This is a genomic window from Daejeonella oryzae DSM 19973, from assembly GCF_000422945.1.
GTDB classification, from domain to species: domain Bacteria; phylum Bacteroidota; class Bacteroidia; order Sphingobacteriales; family Sphingobacteriaceae; genus Daejeonella; species Daejeonella oryzae.
The window spans coordinates 1026515-1041439 of the sequence record NZ_AUHA01000002.1; the positions used below are offsets into that span (position 1 = coordinate 1026515).

Annotated in this window: 15 protein-coding genes; 8 read left to right on the plus strand and 7 right to left on the minus strand. The window is 37.0% G+C overall.

Annotated features, from left to right (window positions below; translation table 11 throughout):
• Window positions 1–345 precede the first annotated feature (345 nt).
• The 4 genes from G521_RS0104900 to G521_RS0104915 all read left to right on the plus strand — a co-directional run bounded on the left by G521_RS0104900 (window position 346) and on the right by G521_RS0104915 (window position 5313).
• Complete coding sequence (locus tag G521_RS0104900; RefSeq protein ID WP_026897538.1) at window positions 346–2787, plus strand: PIG-L family deacetylase; 2442 nt, start codon at window positions 346–348, stop codon at window positions 2785–2787.
• Window positions 2788–2819: 32 nt separating this feature from the next.
• The gene (locus G521_RS16520; RefSeq protein ID WP_036678173.1) at window positions 2820–3005 is read left to right on the plus strand and encodes a hypothetical protein; all 186 of its coding nucleotides are present in this window, start codon (window positions 2820–2822) and stop codon (window positions 3003–3005) included.
• Between the two features lie 108 nt (window positions 3006–3113).
• On the plus strand, window positions 3114–4808 hold the full coding sequence (locus tag G521_RS0104910; protein WP_026897539.1) for a sodium:solute symporter: 1695 nt from the start codon (window positions 3114–3116) through the stop codon (window positions 4806–4808).
• A gap of 64 nt (window positions 4809–4872) precedes the next feature.
• On the plus strand, window positions 4873–5313 hold the full coding sequence (locus G521_RS0104915) for a hypothetical protein (RefSeq protein ID WP_026897540.1): 441 nt from the start codon (window positions 4873–4875) through the stop codon (window positions 5311–5313).
• A 54-nt stretch (window positions 5314–5367) separates the two neighbouring features.
• On the opposite strand, the gene G521_RS0104920 is transcribed toward G521_RS0104915, so the two are convergent.
• The 3 genes from G521_RS0104920 to G521_RS0104930 all read right to left on the minus strand — a co-directional run bounded on the left by G521_RS0104920 (window position 5368) and on the right by G521_RS0104930 (window position 7649).
• Window positions 5368–6222 carry a DUF2911 domain-containing protein gene (locus G521_RS0104920; protein ID WP_026897541.1) on the minus strand — a complete coding sequence of 285 codons (855 nt, stop codon included), beginning with the start codon at window positions 6220–6222 and terminating at the stop codon, window positions 5368–5370.
• Between the two features lie 354 nt (window positions 6223–6576).
• Window positions 6577–7071 (minus strand): hypothetical protein, encoded by a 495-nt coding sequence (locus tag G521_RS0104925; RefSeq protein WP_026897542.1) that lies wholly within the window; start codon window positions 7069–7071, stop codon window positions 6577–6579.
• Window positions 7068–7649 carry an RNA polymerase sigma factor gene (locus tag G521_RS0104930; protein ID WP_026897543.1) on the minus strand — a complete coding sequence of 194 codons (582 nt, stop codon included), beginning with the start codon at window positions 7647–7649 and terminating at the stop codon, window positions 7068–7070. The genes G521_RS0104925 and G521_RS0104930 overlap by 4 nt, the downstream gene beginning before the upstream one ends.
• Window positions 7650–7897: 248 nt before the next feature.
• On the opposite strand from G521_RS0104930, the gene G521_RS0104935 reads away from it, so the two are divergent.
• Window positions 7898–8257, plus strand: coding sequence for a DUF6249 domain-containing protein (locus G521_RS0104935; protein WP_036678176.1), 360 nt, complete (start codon window positions 7898–7900; stop codon window positions 8255–8257).
• 106 nt (window positions 8258–8363) lie between these two features.
• Here the strand turns inward: G521_RS0104935 and G521_RS0104940 are convergent, their stop codons facing one another.
• Genes G521_RS0104940 through G521_RS0104950 form a run of 3 tightly spaced genes read right to left on the minus strand, consistent with a single transcriptional unit; the run spans window position 8364 to window position 10493 of the window.
• Window positions 8364–8786, minus strand: a complete 423-nt coding sequence (locus G521_RS0104940) for a hotdog fold thioesterase (protein ID WP_036678179.1) — start codon at window positions 8784–8786, stop codon at window positions 8364–8366.
• Window positions 8783–9289, minus strand: a complete 507-nt coding sequence (locus tag G521_RS0104945) for a DinB family protein (RefSeq protein WP_026897546.1) — start codon at window positions 9287–9289, stop codon at window positions 8783–8785. The genes G521_RS0104940 and G521_RS0104945 overlap by 4 nt, the downstream gene beginning before the upstream one ends.
• Window positions 9270–10493: a sensor histidine kinase gene (locus G521_RS0104950; protein ID WP_026897547.1), complete on the minus strand. Its 1224-nt coding sequence runs from the start codon at window positions 10491–10493 to the stop codon at window positions 9270–9272. The genes G521_RS0104945 and G521_RS0104950 overlap by 20 nt, the downstream gene beginning before the upstream one ends.
• Before the next feature lie 178 nt (window positions 10494–10671).
• Here G521_RS0104950 and gltX point away from each other — a divergent pair, with 178 nt between their 5' ends.
• Complete coding sequence (gltX, locus tag G521_RS0104955; protein WP_026897548.1) at window positions 10672–12198, plus strand: glutamate--tRNA ligase; 1527 nt, start codon at window positions 10672–10674, stop codon at window positions 12196–12198.
• Window positions 12199–12257: 59 nt separating this feature from the next.
• Window positions 12258–13184: an alpha/beta fold hydrolase gene (locus G521_RS0104960; RefSeq protein ID WP_026897549.1), complete on the plus strand. Its 927-nt coding sequence runs from the start codon at window positions 12258–12260 to the stop codon at window positions 13182–13184.
• A gap of 55 nt (window positions 13185–13239) precedes the next feature.
• Here the strand turns inward: G521_RS0104960 and G521_RS0104965 are convergent, their stop codons facing one another.
• Window positions 13240–14268: a N(4)-(beta-N-acetylglucosaminyl)-L-asparaginase gene (locus G521_RS0104965; protein ID WP_026897550.1), complete on the minus strand. Its 1029-nt coding sequence runs from the start codon at window positions 14266–14268 to the stop codon at window positions 13240–13242.
• Between the two features lie 123 nt (window positions 14269–14391).
• Between G521_RS0104965 and G521_RS0104970 the strand changes: the two genes are divergently transcribed.
• Entirely contained in the window at window positions 14392–14835 is a 444-nt protein-coding gene (locus G521_RS0104970; RefSeq protein ID WP_026897551.1) for an OsmC family protein, read from the plus strand.
• The last annotated feature ends 90 nt before the right edge of the window (window positions 14836–14925 follow it).

A 14925-nucleotide genomic window follows, 5' to 3' on the forward strand; every position in this document is an offset into this window, starting at 1 on the left:
AGATTCGAGAGTAAAATTTGTATTTTTAAGGCATAAAGGTTAATCAACCTTAAAGTAATTATTACTTAAACACAAGTCAGACATGCAGTGATTGTATTTCGGATTTTGTGGATAGTTCTTTAAGGATTATAAGTAATTATTTATTTATAATTTTTTGGGTAAACGGTCAGATAATTAATTATCTGACCGTTTCTTTTTTTCTCATAATCCATAGATTTCCTTTTTAAAATCTTACAATGCTTTTAATGGATAATCTGAGTAATCATGGTAAACTCCATGATTGAATGATAGGATGTCTTTAAAACCGGCAAAAATTATTTATTTTGGAGCGATTCTACCCTGATTATGAAATTATCAATATTAATTTTCTTCTTTTTAGGAATTTTTAGTGCTTCAATTTTTGCTCAAACTTCGCCCGGGTGGAGCTCTTCTGAGATTAAACAGGGAATGCAAAAGTTGGCTGTTACAGCAAGTGCGCTGTACATAGCAGCACATCCGGATGATGAAAATACACGACTACTGGCTTATTTGTCAAAAGAAAGAAACGTAAGAACAGGATATCTGGCATTAACACGTGGCGATGGAGGTCAGAATCTTATCGGGAATGAGCAGGCAGAATTATTAGGGTTAATAAGAACTCAAGAATTGCTTGCAGCCCGAAGTATAGACGGAGCCGAACAATTTTTTACCAGAGCAAATGATTTTGGATATTCTAAAACTTCTGATGAGACATTTAAGTTTTGGGGCAAAGAGCAGATTCTTGCTGACGCCGTTTGGGTGATTCGGAAATTCAGACCGGATGTAATTATCACCCGGTTTCCGGAAGATTCCCGTGCCGGACATGGTCATCATGCAGCTTCTGCAATCATAGCACGCGAGGCATTTGTTGCTGCAGCAGATCCAAAGAGATTTCCCGAGCAGCTTAAGCATGTGCAAACCTGGCAGGCCACACGGATTGTATGGAACACTTTTAATTTTGGAGGAACCAATACCACTTCCGAAGATCAGTTGAAGATTGATGTGGGAGGTTTTAATCCTCTGTCAGGAAAAAGTTATGGCGAGGTTGCTGCAGAAAGCAGATCCCGGCATAGAAGTCAGGGTTTTGGAAGTGCAGCACAAAGAGGGCAAATGTTTGAATATTTCAGTCCTGTTGCCGGTAAACCTGCGTCTAAAGATCTTTTTGATGATGTTGATCTCTCCTGGAATAAAATCAAGGGCGGAGCAAATATTCAGAAATTGATTAATCAGATTAATCAGAATTTCCTTAATGAAGATCCTTCAAAATCTGTTAGCCAACTAGTTAAACTTCTTACTGATGTTGAGGACTTAAATCCTTCATCAATTAAAGATAAAAAGGAAGAGGAAATAAAGGATTTGATAATAAGTTGTGCCGGACTTTGGTTTGAAAGTTATGCAGCAGAACCGAGTTATTCAGTTAATGATAGTATTAAAATCCGTTCACAGGTAATTGTAAGATCGTCCAAACCTGTTTTATGGAAAAGTTTATCAGGCAAGACAATCAATACTACGCTGAAAAATGGAATCATGGTTTCTGCAGAAAATTCAGCACTGGCAAATGAAATCTCAGAACCTTATTGGCTGGCTGCAAATCACCCAGTCGGTTATTACCTTATAAATGATCAGCAACTCGTTGGAAATCCTGAAAATATTAATCCAATTCAAACTACTTTCTCCTTCTCCATAAATGGGAAAGATTTGACCTTCCATCGTCCTGTAGTGTATAAGTATACAGATCAGGTTCGCGGAGAGATTTATCAGCCCATGATTATTGCTCCTCCGGTTACAGCAAGCATTGCCGAAAAATCATATGTATTCGCTGCAAAAAACTCAAGAACCATACAGGTACAATTAAAAAGCTTCAGAAATAATACCTCCGGGATATTAAAACCCATAATTCCAAAAGGATGGAAAATCAGTCCACAGGAAATTGAGTTTGCCATTGCTAAAAAAGGCGATGAGCAGATTAAGGAATTTATATTAAGCCCTTCCGGTGAAGTCAAAAGCGGTAATTTATCCATTAATATACATTTGGATAGCCAAAAATATAACCGAGGGTTAAAGGTTGTAAATTATGATCACATTCCGCTTCAAACGTTATTTCCAGTAACGGAGGTACGTGTTGAGCGGCTGGACTTAAACACAGACGGAAAGAAAATTGGTTATATGGCAGGTGCTGGTGATTTAATTCCTGAATCTTTAAAGCAAATTGGCTATGAGGTAATCCTGCTTTCCGAAAATGAAATTTTGATTGGGAGTTTAAATTCATATGATGCAATAATTGCGGGTGTGAGGGCATATAATGTTAATGAAAGACTGAAATATTTACAACCTAAACTAATGGAATATGTAAAAAATGGGGGAACGTATTTGGTTCAATATAACGTGAATAATCCACTCCTGGTTAATAATATTGGTCCTTATCCTTTTAAAATTTCAAGAGATAGAGTTACCGATGAAGAAGCGGCAGTTACCTTTATTGATCCTAAATCAAAAATTTTAAATTATCCGAATAAAATAACACCGGATGATTTTAACGGCTGGATTCAGGAAAGAGGAATTTATTTTGTCTCTGATTTTGATCCTGAATATCGCTCCATTTTGAAAATGAGTGATGCAGGGGAAAGTCCGAATGCAGGTTCATTAATTGTAGCAGATTACGGGAAAGGGAAATTTGTATATACTTCCTTAGCTTTTTTCAGGCAATTGCCTGCCGGAGTACCCGGTGCTTACAGATTATTTGTAAATTTGCTCGCTAAAAATCAATAATTTATTAAGTCAATCCCAATACACATTTAAAAATGGAAAATCACGACACAACAGAAAAAGCTAATTATTCAATAATGTACATCCTTGCCGTAATTTGCGGAGTTTTAACTGCCTGGGTGCTTACAGGAAGTATTTTATATATTTTATTAGGAGCTATATTGGGATTATTAACTGCAGGTTTCTTCAAAAACGTGCTGATGAAAAACCGTGAGGTCTGACAAAGAACTTCCTCCATTTGTTAAAAGCTGGAACCAGTTTTATATCCTGCTGGTTATCTGGCTTGGGATTTTAATTTTACTTTTTTACGTGTTCACAAAAACATTTGAATGAGTAATATTGATTGGATTGTCCTTTTTGTAACCCTGATAGGCATAGTTGTTTATGGCATTTATAAAAGTCGCGACACCCATGATATAAATGGTTTTCTGCTGGGAAACCGGTCCTTGCCCTGGTATCATGTTACTCTTTCTGTAATGGCTACCCAGGCAAGTGCTATTACGTTTCTTTCTGCTCCAGGCCTGGCTTTTTCTTCGGGGATGAGTTTTGTACAGTTTTACTTTGGCCTGCCCCTGGCCATGATAGTATTATGTATAACGTTTGTCCCTATTTTCCACCGCTTAAAAGTTTATACGGCTTATGAGTTTCTTGAAAAAAGATTTGATCTCAGAACCAGAGCTTTAACCGCATTTCTCTTTTTAATACAGCGGGGATTATCAACAGGTATTACTATCTATGCCCCCTCTATCATTCTTTCAACCATTCTCAATATTGATACCACCTATACGACTCTATTTATAGGTGGATTAGTGATTACCTACACTGTTTATGGTGGTACAAAAGCTGTATCATATACACAGCTGATGCAAATGAGTATAATCTTCTCCGGATTATTTATAGCCGGAATCATGGTTGTGCATTTACTTCCTGCTAATATTGGTTTCGGGAAAGCCATACAAATAGCGGGTAAAATGGGTCGTACCAATGCCATTGACTTTTCATTCGACTGGAACAATCAGTATACCGTTTGGAGCGGATTAATCGGAGGCTTTTTTCTGCAGCTTTCGTATTTTGGAACGGATCAGAGCCAGGTTGGACGGTATCTTACCGGATCTTCTGTAAGCCAGAGCCGCCTTGGATTGCTAATGAACGGTCTGGTGAAAATTCCGATGCAATTTCTTATTCTGCTCATTGGGGTGTTGGTTTTTGCTTTTTATCAGTACAATCAGCCTCCTGTTTTTTTTAACAGCTATGAACTGAATAAACTTGAAAATAGTACCTATAGCCCTGATATACAAAGTATAAAAACTGAATATTCAGCAGCATTTAAAGAAAAACAAGAACAGATAAATGTTTTGAATACCGCCCTTGAATCAGGCAATGAAAAAGAAGTTGATAAAAGCCGCATTATTCTTCAGCAAGCTGATGAAAAAACAAAAGTAATCCGCAAAAAGGCAGTTGATCTGATGTTAAAAAACGATCCAAACGCAGATACGAATGACAATAATTATGTTTTCCTAAGTTTTGTAACACGTTATTTGCCTCAGGGATTAATTGGTTTATTAATAGCCATTATATTTCTGGCTTCAATGGGTTCCACGGCAAGTGCTTTAAACTCTTTGGCTTCTACAACGGTTATAGATATTTACAAACGGTTAATCAATAAAAATGCTTCTGATGCAAATTATCTTTGGGCATCAAGAGTTGCCACTATTATATGGGGAATAGTATGTATTACCATGGCACTTTATGCCAGTAAACTGGGAAATCTGATAGAAGCTGTAAATATCCTTGGATCTCTTTTCTATGGAACCATTTTAGGGATATTTATAGTTGCTTTTTACCTGAAGAAAGTTGGGGGAACAGCAGTTTTTATTGCGGCAATAATTACAGAAATTATTGTATTTACTTGCTGGATAGATGATTTTATGGCTTTTTTATGGTTAAATGTATTGGGATGTTTATTAGTAGTAATTACTTCATTACTAATAAGCCATTTTTATAAAAATAAATCGCTGCGATAATTACAGCCTGTTTTAAATAAAAATATGCTTAAATTGAACCAGGCAATACTTTTTAGGCTGGCCTATGAAACGCAATTATCTTACTGTAATTTTTATATTCCTTTTACAAGCCCTTCTTTTTTCCTGCAAGAAAGAAATTCCGGCAGCCAGGAGACTGGATGAAAAATGGCAGCTTGAAAGAATCATATATGATTATTATAACCCTAGCGGAGAATTAACGTATTCCGACTCGGAAATAAGTCGCTCTGAAAGCTATATTTTATTATTTGCTGATTTAAAGTTCGATCTGTTCTATGATAGAGAGCTAACCCAGGGCACGTACACTCTGGGAAATAATCTTTTAAATTTATCTTTTTTGAAACCTTCCAGTAACGGAATTAGAAAGGATACCACAGTTGTCTATACAATCTCTAAAAAGTCTTCCTCTCAATTCATTTTTTTTAACGAAAAGTTAGTTTCAGATGGGAAGGAAAAAGCAACTCTGTATTTTAAAAGAGAATATTAATTACAAAAAAAGCCCTATGGATTCCATAGAGCTTTACAAATATTTATTTTAAGATTACTTTTTAGCTTCTGCAATCAGTTTTTCATTCAGCGCTATATAGTCCGGATTATTCTGAGCTTTGGCTTTTGCCATTGAGCTGGTAGCAGATAATATAGCTGCTTTCTTATCACCCATTTTCAATTCGATTTTGGCTTTTAAATGCTCTACCCAGTATTGGGTTGGATTCATTTCCACGGCTTTTTTCACCCATTTGTAAGCAGAATTAATATCCTTATCATTTTCAAAGTAATAAGATGCAGCAGCATAATACGGTCTGCGGTCTGTATCAGACATTGCATCAGTAATTTGTTTACTAATCTTACTGTCTATATCTGCAGTAACCGTAAAATTAACCATTGTATTTTCCCACATCATATGAACATCCATTGATTGTGCTTTCAGGTTTACAAACTGCATGGTGAAGGTTTCCATATTCATTGGCGAATTCATCGCTTTAGCTTTAAATCGCACTAAATCTTCAGATTCTTTATATCCCATTGAGCCCCAAAGGGTGGTATTTTTACTTAAAATTATAGTCCACTCTTCTTTTCCTGGAATGGTATACAGAGCATATTCTCCCTTTGGAACATTATTGCCTGCAATTTTAACATCTTCGCCAAATTTAATCTTAGTTGAAGCATTAGCGCCTGTACGCCAAACTTCATTGTAAGGAACCAGTTCGCCCATTATTTTGCGGCCTTTTGCTCCCGGTCGGGAATAAGTCAGCTCAATTTCTGATAGAGCAAATTGCTGCTTTATCGTTTGAGTAGGACTTGCAGGAGGAGTGTTGATTGTTTGAGCCTTCAGTGTTATGGCTGATGCTGAGGTTAGCAATACCATAATGAAGATTTTCAGGGTTGATATTTTCATGATTTTTTGTCTTTTTCGAATATACATAATTTAGTTAAAATGTATTTTCATTTAAATAATCTCAGAAATTCTGTTCTATAATTTGTGCTTTGTAAATGTCATCGCAATAGTCTCAATCTATAATTTAGCCGTTTATAAAAAAGCCCCTCGCATTTCTGCGAGGGACTTTCAACCTAAACCTTATCACAATTAAACCAATAATGGTTTTCATATAAACCAGAATCAGTAAAAAAAGTTCTTCAAAAATTTATTAATTTTTTAATCTGAATACACCTTTTATTGAATGACTATAACATTGTTTGGCGATAAATAAAATCAAACTCAATCAATTATTCTTGCGTAATTTTTCTCGGATTATTTAGTTAGTTGTGTGTCTTTTCTTAAAAAGTTATCCAAAAGATAAAGAGCCAGAATGATGTCTGCAAAAAAGAAAGAATTAATTACGGTGCTGTTTAAATAACTTGAAAAATTAACATCAGGCAATTTGTATTGCTGTAGTGTTCCTGAAACCGGTTGTGACCAATCCATTTGATAAAAAACAACAGCCAGCATTGCAGAAATCGATAAAAGAAAGAAAGCAGCTATTCCATAGATAATCCGCTTATCGGTGGTGGATTTAAAAGTTTCGGTTAAAGGTTCTAAATTAACCTTATTCATTACATTGCGGGTAAAGCCCATGGAAGGTTCATCCAGTTCTATAGATGAAAAAACCTGACTTAAATCTTTCAACTCATTATAAACTGTTTTATAATCCGGATCTGTTTCAATCAGGTGTTTAATTTCCTGATGTTCTTTCTGTGTACATGAATTATCCAGATAATCCCAAATACGTTGTTCTATTGTATTCATAGCAGTTCTTTTACTTCATGATGTAATAATCGTTCTAACTTTTCTTTCAGCCGCTGTCTGGCCCGGTGCAATTTTACTTTAACAGTATTTGATTCCATGCCCAGCACTTTTCCTATTTCTTCTAAGGATTGCTCGCCCTGATAAAACAGGGTGATGATAGTAGCATCATCGGGCAACAACTGGCTGATCGCTTTATTGACATAAACCATTTTCGATTTATGTTCTGTTTGGTCAGTTTTAAAATCTGATACGTGATTTTCTAACTGAACAAAAATATTTTCATCGTCAATATCAACCGTATCCAGCCTTTTTTTTCGTAAAAAAGTCATAGATGTGGTGTAAACAATGCTGTATAACCAGGTGCTAAATTTTGAGGTTTGCTGAAAAGCATTTAAAGAACGATAAGCCTTTACAAAACAATCCTGCGCAATTTCTTCGGCATCTTCACGGCTTTTAGAGAATCTTAATGCTAATGTAAATACGAATCGTTGATGGCGCTTAATCAATTCAGCATAAGCCGATTGGTTTCCTGCCAGCACCTGCGAGATCAACTCTATATCCGTAGTCTTATTTTGCATCCGTTATTTCTATGACAACAGGTTTTTAGAAAAGGTTACAACAGGCTGCACAGTTTATTGAATGAGAATCAGGCAAATTTATATAATGTCCAAATAAGCATCAATTTACCTATTAAAGATTACTGAGAATGAAAACTTAGATTATATTTTCAATTTAACTGTAACCTCAGTTAAAACCATGTGGTCATAGTTAACAGATCAGCTGATCCAAACAAATCAAACTTTTATAAACATTAATAAATAATATCATGAACGGTCCAGAAATTTTAATTCCAATCACACTATTCATTTGCTTTTTCGCAATGGTATTTTCCCTTCGTTACTTTTCTAACAGAGAACGGATGTCTATGATCCAAAACGGAATGGATCCGGGTTTGCAAAAATCACAACCACAACCTTTTGTTATATTAAAATGGGCGCTTTTGTTAATGGGTGCCGGAATAGGCTTATTCACGGCTTACATACTTGATAATACTGTGCTAAATCAAGCCAACGGTTTTCAGAATAATGAAAATCCCGCAGTGTATTTTGCCCTGATTGGTATATTCGGAGGATTGGGTTTATTTATCTCATACATTATTGAGAAGAAAGAAACAATTAGTAAATAACCGGATTTTACGAAACTTTCCCGCAGATTATATCAGATCAGTTAATCTGAAAATCTGCGGGATTTAAAGTTGATTTTTTTACCAATCTTCTTTTGACCCATATTCCTTAAATCCTCGGAATAATAGCCACTGTTAGTCTGCTGATGCAATTCATTTTTCCGCGGTCATCATACATCTTTATTTCCCAAACATGGGTTTTGGCCCCGATATGTAAAGACTTGCAAATTCCTGTCACAAATCCCGATTTGACAGGTCTTAAGTGATTGGCATTAATTTCGAGGCCTACGCCCATATATTTAGAATCATCAACTACCATATTGGAAGCCACGCTTCCCAAAGTTTCGGCCAGAACTACAGAGGCACCGCCATGTAAAATCCCGGCAGGCTGATGAGTTCTTGCATCAACAGGCATGCGGGCAGAAATAGAATCATCGTTTATTTCAATAAACTCAATTCCAATCAAACTCCCCAAATGATCTGCAGGACGTTCATTTAAATCAGCTGGAGTTATCTTTTTAAACCAGATCATAAATAGCGTTCGGTAATAATATTCTTATGATGATTTAAATGTCCGGCTATAATATAGAGCAAGGCTTTAACGCTAACATTTTTTTCACTTGCCGTTCCCATACTGCTTAAATCCTCTTCAGAAAAAGATTTAAAAAGGAACATATTTGATTTTCGTACGGCGGCAAATTCATCTGCAAGACTGTTTAATGAACGGTCATTAAAACAGGCATTTTTCACATATTCGTTTTCATCAAAACCCGGTAAAAGGGTTTTATCCTTACGGGAAATGGCAAGTGCACGATAAGACATAATTCGCTCGGTGTCAATCAAATGACCAACTATTTCTTTAATAGTCCACTTTCCATCCGCGTAAGCGTAAAACGCTTTTTCTTCAGAAATTGACTTCAGAAATTCAGGAAATGCAGTAGCCTGATGCTCCAGTTCGCCCATTACATTTTCAGAAACTGTATCAACGTAAGTTGAATAATAGGGAGCATACTCGTTAGATTCCGGTGGGTTCATAGGTTAAATTACTTTTTAAAATTATACGAAACGTGGTTCCTTTGCCAATTTCAGAATCTTTAACAAAGATGTGACCCTGGTGGTAATTCTCAATAATTCGCTTGGTAAGCGACAGGCCCAAACCCCAGCCTCGTTTCCGGGTTGTATATCCGGGCTGAAAAATAGTATCAAATTTAAGTCTTGAAATTCCCTGGCCGGTATCACTTACATCGATAAAAACCTGCTCCTTTACCAGATTTTCAGTTATGTTTAATTCAATAGTGCCCGCTCCTTCAATAGCGTTTACTGCATTTTTCAATAGGTTTTCTAAAACCCAATCAAACAAAGGCACGTTGATCAATGCCTCCACCTGCTTATCGCCTGAAATTTTAAACTTAATTTTGTCGCTTACCCTTACTTCAAAATAGTCAACAAATTCCTGAACTACTTCATACACACCATGGTTTTGCAGGATAGGTTTGGATCCTATTTTTGAAAAACGATCAGCAACCATTTCAAGTCGTTTTACATCGTTCTCCATTTCCATAATCAGCGGATCTTTTTCAGCATTAAACTTTGATTTTAAAAGTTCGACCCATGCCATTAATGAAGAGATCGGTGTACCCAGCTGATGGGCGGTTTCTTTTGCCATTCCTACCCACACCTGGTCCTGTTCAGACCTTCGGGCTGAACTGAAAACCAGATAAGCAACTAACAGGAACAGGGCAATTACCGTTAGCTGAATATACGGGAATACTCTTAACTGGGTTAATAAAAGTGAATCTTTATAATAAACGTACCATTTAGCAGTATTTCCAGAGGTTAAATCGAGAACAAAGGGCTGATGCTGATTTTTCATCTCCTTTAACTGCTCCTTGAAATAAGCGGGATCGTATTTAACCAGACTATCTGCCTCGAGAGCAAAATTTGTTTTTAGAGTATCCAAACCACGATAATAAATAATATTATCGGCCGAATCCGCAACAATTGCCGGTACCGCTAAACTATCACGTATGGAATAAATAAATGTTATATATTCATCGTTGATATCAGGCATATCAATAATGTTTCGGGTACTTTTGGCCCAAACTTCTGCACGTGCACGTTCTGCTACAGAGATATTCTTAACCAGATAATTTGTATACCATAAGGAGGCGCCGGCAATAACAATTGCAAACGCAAGCAGTATAAATTTCCAGCGGCGTTTTTGTTCGTAGGGATTCATTTTCACAGCCAAAATACAAAAATGAAATACAATGCCTGTAAAAGGAGATATCCAAAAAAATAAAGTAATTAGATTGAATGCCCTTATTAATTGAATTGCTTGGGAAAGTTTTTTACTAAAAATAGTGAATATTGTGTCCGGGCTTGAGTCTTCCCCGCAATAAACTATCTTTGCAGCTATGTCAGCCAACAAAAAAGTCCGCGTTCGTTTTGCTCCAAGTCCTACAGGTGGTTTGCACCTGGGCGGAGTGAGAACTGTTTTATTTAATTATTTATTTGCCCGTCATCATCAGGGAGATTTTGTGTTGCGTATTGAAGATACCGATCAAAACCGTTTTGTAGAAGGTGCCGAACAGTATATCGTAGATTGTTTAAAATGGTGCGGTTTAAATCCGGATGAAAGTCCGCAGGTTGGTGGCCCGTTTGCACCTTACAGACAAAGTGAGCGAAAAGCAAGTTACCGTCAGTATGCCGAACAGCTGGTGCAGCAGGGAAATGCATATTATGCTTTTGATACTCCTGAAGAACTGGAAGCGCAACGTCAGAAAACCCCAAATTTCAGATATGGGCTGGATAACCGTCAGGGATTGCAGAATTCTTTAAACTTATCTGAAGATGATGTTAATGCGCTTTTAGAAAAAAATACTCCATACGTTATCAGGATAAAAATGCCGGTTGATGAAACTGTCAATTTTGAAGATATGATTCGTGGACACGTTAGTTTTGATACGAATCTGGTGGATGATAAAGTTTTGTTAAAAGCAGACGGTATGCCGACTTACCATTTAGCAGTAGTGGTTGACGATTACCTGATGAAAATTACCCATGCTTTTCGGGGAGAAGAATGGTTGCCTTCTGCTCCCGTTCATATTCTGTTATGGGAATACCTGGGCTGGAAAACTGATATGCCGCAATGGGTTCATCTCCCGTTAATATTAAAGCCTGATGGTAACGGAAAACTTAGCAAACGAGATGGTGACCGCCTGGGATTTCCGGTTTATGCCATGAACTGGACAGATCCAAAAACAGGAGATGTAACCAAAGGATTTCGTGAATTGGGATATTTGCCCGAAGCTTTTATTAACATGCTTGCTTTATTAGGCTGGAATGATGGAACTGAGCAGGAAATTTTCAGCATAGAACAACTGATTGAAAAATTCTCTATAGATCGCGTAAGCAAAGCAGGGGCAAAATTTGATTTTGAAAAAGCAAAGTGGTTCAATCATGAATATATAAAGAAATCAGAAGCAGCATCTTTAAAGCCTGAAATTCTTAAACTTTTAAAAGAACAAGACATAATTATTGCAGATGACGAATATCTCTTAAAAGTGATTGATATGGTAAAAGAGCGCCTTACTTTTTTGCAGGATTTTTGGGAACAGAGTTCATTTTTTTTCAACACTCCCGAAGCGTACGACCTGAATGCTGTTCAACCTAAATGGAATGATTCTAAAACTGAATTTTTTAAAATATTAAGCAGCGAATTCGCAGCATTCAATACCTGGGAAGTACCAGAGATTGAAGCAGATTTTAAAAGACTGATGGGCAGCAACAGCCTTAAACCGGGAGATTTATTGCTTCCTTTACGGGTTATGCTTGTAGGAGGTAAATTTGGTCCCGGCGTATTTGATATTGCTGCACTGTTAGGTAAAGAAGAAACAATAAAGCGTATTCAAAAAGCCATTATTGCATTTACCGAAAAATAATTTTACAAGAAAAATATAATTTGCTGTAACCGCAATTTAATAAGGTCAGTCATATAAGTATGAAAACAAAACTTATCTGGCTGATCTTTTTATTTTTAAATATTTCCTCTTTGGTAAGGGGAGAAGATCGAAAAATCACGACAAGCGATTCGGTTAATTTATTCATCAGTATAAAAGGGAAAGGAATTCCCTGTTTATATATTCATGGTGGTCCCGGTTCCGGATCTTCCTGGCTGGAAGCTTTTAGCGGTAAAATGCTCGAATCAAAATTCCAAATGATTTATCTGGATCAGCGTGGAGTTGGTCGTTCATCCAGCCCGGCAAATAGCGATTATTCTCTTCACAGGATGCTGAAAGATTTTGAGGAAATCAGGCAACAACTGGGAATTGCAAAATGGATTGTTTTAGGTCATTCATTTGCAGGAGGAATTCAAACTTCATATGCTGCAAATTATCCTCAATCTATATCGGGAATGATTATGCTGAACGGTACGGTGAATATTGCCGAATCATTAAAAGGTGTTGTTGAATACACCCGCAAGCGTGTTCCGACAGGCAAGTTGCAGGAATTGGATAATACTAACCTGCCCCTGATGAATCAGATGATGATTTGTCATCAGGCTTTGGGTGAAGATGTTTATAAAATGTATTATCGTGATAAAGCTTCCGCTGATACCATGAATGCGGTTATGGCAAAAATCTCTAACTGGAATCATGATTTTTCTTCCAAAGTTATAGCCTATTCCGAGTACTTTCAGGATTTTAGTCAGCTGACTGAAAAAATTACCGTACCCGTACTGGTTTTCAGTGGTATGACCGATTATGCCATTGGTCCTGAGCATCACCGCCTGATCCGCTTTCCTGAACAAATTCTGGTGAGAGCAAATGTGGGCCATTTACCATTTATAGAGGGCAAAGATGATCTTGAAAAAGCAATTAGCCGGTATTTAACTACGTATTTTAGGTCCGATAAAACAAAATCATAAAAGCTTATTCTTTGTATTTGTCCAATGAAAATGATAAACAGAAAGGAGTATTGAATTAATAATAGCTGTTTCCTTTCAAAAGTAATTCCTGATTTTCAGCGTTGCAAACAGCAAAGCTGAATCCTTTCTGAATCGCATACGAACCATATTCTCCTTTTTTATTAAGGGCAATAAAAGAAACCTGAATATGCTTCGCATTTTCAGGTTTCTTTTTAATGATCCGCATCACTGCTTCTTTGCAGGCATCAGCCGGAGAATATCCATTCCGCATCAACTCAACAACCAGAAAACTTCCCACATTCCGAATTACTTCTTCTCCAACTCCGGTTGCTGTGGCACCTCCAATTTCATTGTCAATGTACAAGCCTGCACCAATAATAGGCGAATCACCCACACGGCCATGCATTTTGTAAGCCATCCCACTGGTTGTGCAGGCTCCGGATAAATTTCCAAAACTATCTAAAGCCAGCATTCCTATTGTGTCATGATTATATTGGTTTCCCGGAAGTTTGTCAGGTCGGAAGGATTTATTTTCACTATTGATAATGGGTTTATATTCTGCTTTTTTTAGCCATGCTTTCCAGGCTTTTTCAGATTCTGAAGTTAATAATTTGACTTTTTTAAAGCCTTGTTCTAAAGCAAATTGCAAAGCGCCATCACCAACCAGCATTACGTGAGGCGTTTTTTCCATTACTTTACGGGCAACAGAAACAGGATGCAGAATTTGTTCCAATCCGGCCACGCTTCCGCAATTCCCAAATTCATCCATAATGCAGGCATCAAGGGTTACTTTGCCATCACGGTCAGGTAATCCGCCAAAGCCAACGCTTTGATTTTTAGGGTCAGCTTCCGGAACCCGGACACCTTTTTCTACGGCATCTAAAGCACGGCCATTATTATTAAGAACCTCCCATGCAGCCATATTCGCAGCGATTCCAAAATCCCAGGTTGAAATTACAACAGGTTTACTTTCAGAAGAGTGGTCTGATTTTACAGAAATAACTTCAGCAACCGAATTTGCCGCTATAAATAAAGATGCTCCGGTTAATACAGAAGTGTTGATGAATTTCCTTCGGGTATACATTGGTTTGAGTTTAAAAGTCTAAAATAGACATTCGCCTGATTTTTTATCATAACATGAAATTACTATATTGACATACCTGATTATGAGCGGTTCTAAAGGGTTTTACAATTTAATAATAAACATATGGCACTTAAAAGAAGAGCAACATCAACATGGACAGGCAGTGGATTAGAAGGTTCGGGCTTGCTAACCGGTCCAAGCGGGGTTTTAAATCATACACCATACAGTACAAAAGCACGTTTTCAAAATGAAGATGGGAAAGATGGCACTAATCCGGAAGAGCTGATTGCCGCCGCCCATGCAGGTTGCTTTAACATGGCCCTGAGTTTTCAGATTGACGGAGCAGGATTTACTGCCAGGGAACTGGAAACAACCTCTACTCTTACCATTGATAAGAATGGTAATGATTATGAAATTACAGGGATTGTTCTGAACCTTAAAGGTTCTGCAAATGGAATGGATGAAGCGAAATTTAAGGAACTTGCTGAAATTGCAAAACAAAACTGCCCGGTTTCAAAGGTGCTTTCATCAGTTCCGATTACGCTGCAGGTCAATTTTATTAAATAAATATTTTGTTTTTAGCTCTTGTCCATCAAAGCAACTATCTGAACTGTTCTCATGGATAAATCTCAAATATATGTTAACATAATAGAGGGG

Bases quoted from the DNA above. Each gene is read 5' to 3' on its own strand.
- G521_RS0104925 (WP_026897542.1), bottom strand. From the start codon at position 7,071: ATGAATACAATAGAACAACGTATTTGGGATTATCTGGATAATTCATGT.
- G521_RS0104915 (WP_026897540.1), top strand. From the start codon at position 4,873: ATGAAACGCAATTATCTTACTGTAATTTTTATATTCCTTTTACAAGCC.
- G521_RS0104920 (WP_026897541.1), bottom strand. From the start codon at position 6,222: ATGAAAATATCAACCCTGAAAATCTTCATTATGGTATTGCTAACCTCA.
- G521_RS0104965 (WP_026897550.1), bottom strand. From the start codon at position 14,268: ATGTATACCCGAAGGAAATTCATCAACACTTCTGTATTAACCGGAGCA.
- G521_RS0104910 (WP_026897539.1), top strand. From the start codon at position 3,114: ATGAGTAATATTGATTGGATTGTCCTTTTTGTAACCCTGATAGGCATA.
- G521_RS0104940 (WP_036678179.1), bottom strand. From the start codon at position 8,786: ATGATCTGGTTTAAAAAGATAACTCCAGCTGATTTAAATGAACGTCCT.
- G521_RS16520 (WP_036678173.1), top strand. From the start codon at position 2,820: ATGGAAAATCACGACACAACAGAAAAAGCTAATTATTCAATAATGTAC.
- G521_RS0104970 (WP_026897551.1), top strand. From the start codon at position 14,392: ATGGCACTTAAAAGAAGAGCAACATCAACATGGACAGGCAGTGGATTA.
- gltX (WP_026897548.1), top strand. From the start codon at position 10,672: ATGTCAGCCAACAAAAAAGTCCGCGTTCGTTTTGCTCCAAGTCCTACA.
- G521_RS0104935 (WP_036678176.1), top strand. From the start codon at position 7,898: ATGAACGGTCCAGAAATTTTAATTCCAATCACACTATTCATTTGCTTT.
- G521_RS0104900 (WP_026897538.1), top strand. From the start codon at position 346: ATGAAATTATCAATATTAATTTTCTTCTTTTTAGGAATTTTTAGTGCT.
- G521_RS0104945 (WP_026897546.1), bottom strand. From the start codon at position 9,289: ATGAACCCACCGGAATCTAACGAGTATGCTCCCTATTATTCAACTTAC.
- G521_RS0104960 (WP_026897549.1), top strand. From the start codon at position 12,258: ATGAAAACAAAACTTATCTGGCTGATCTTTTTATTTTTAAATATTTCC.
- G521_RS0104930 (WP_026897543.1), bottom strand. From the start codon at position 7,649: ATGCAAAATAAGACTACGGATATAGAGTTGATCTCGCAGGTGCTGGCA.
- G521_RS0104950 (WP_026897547.1), bottom strand. From the start codon at position 10,493: ATGAATCCCTACGAACAAAAACGCCGCTGGAAATTTATACTGCTTGCG.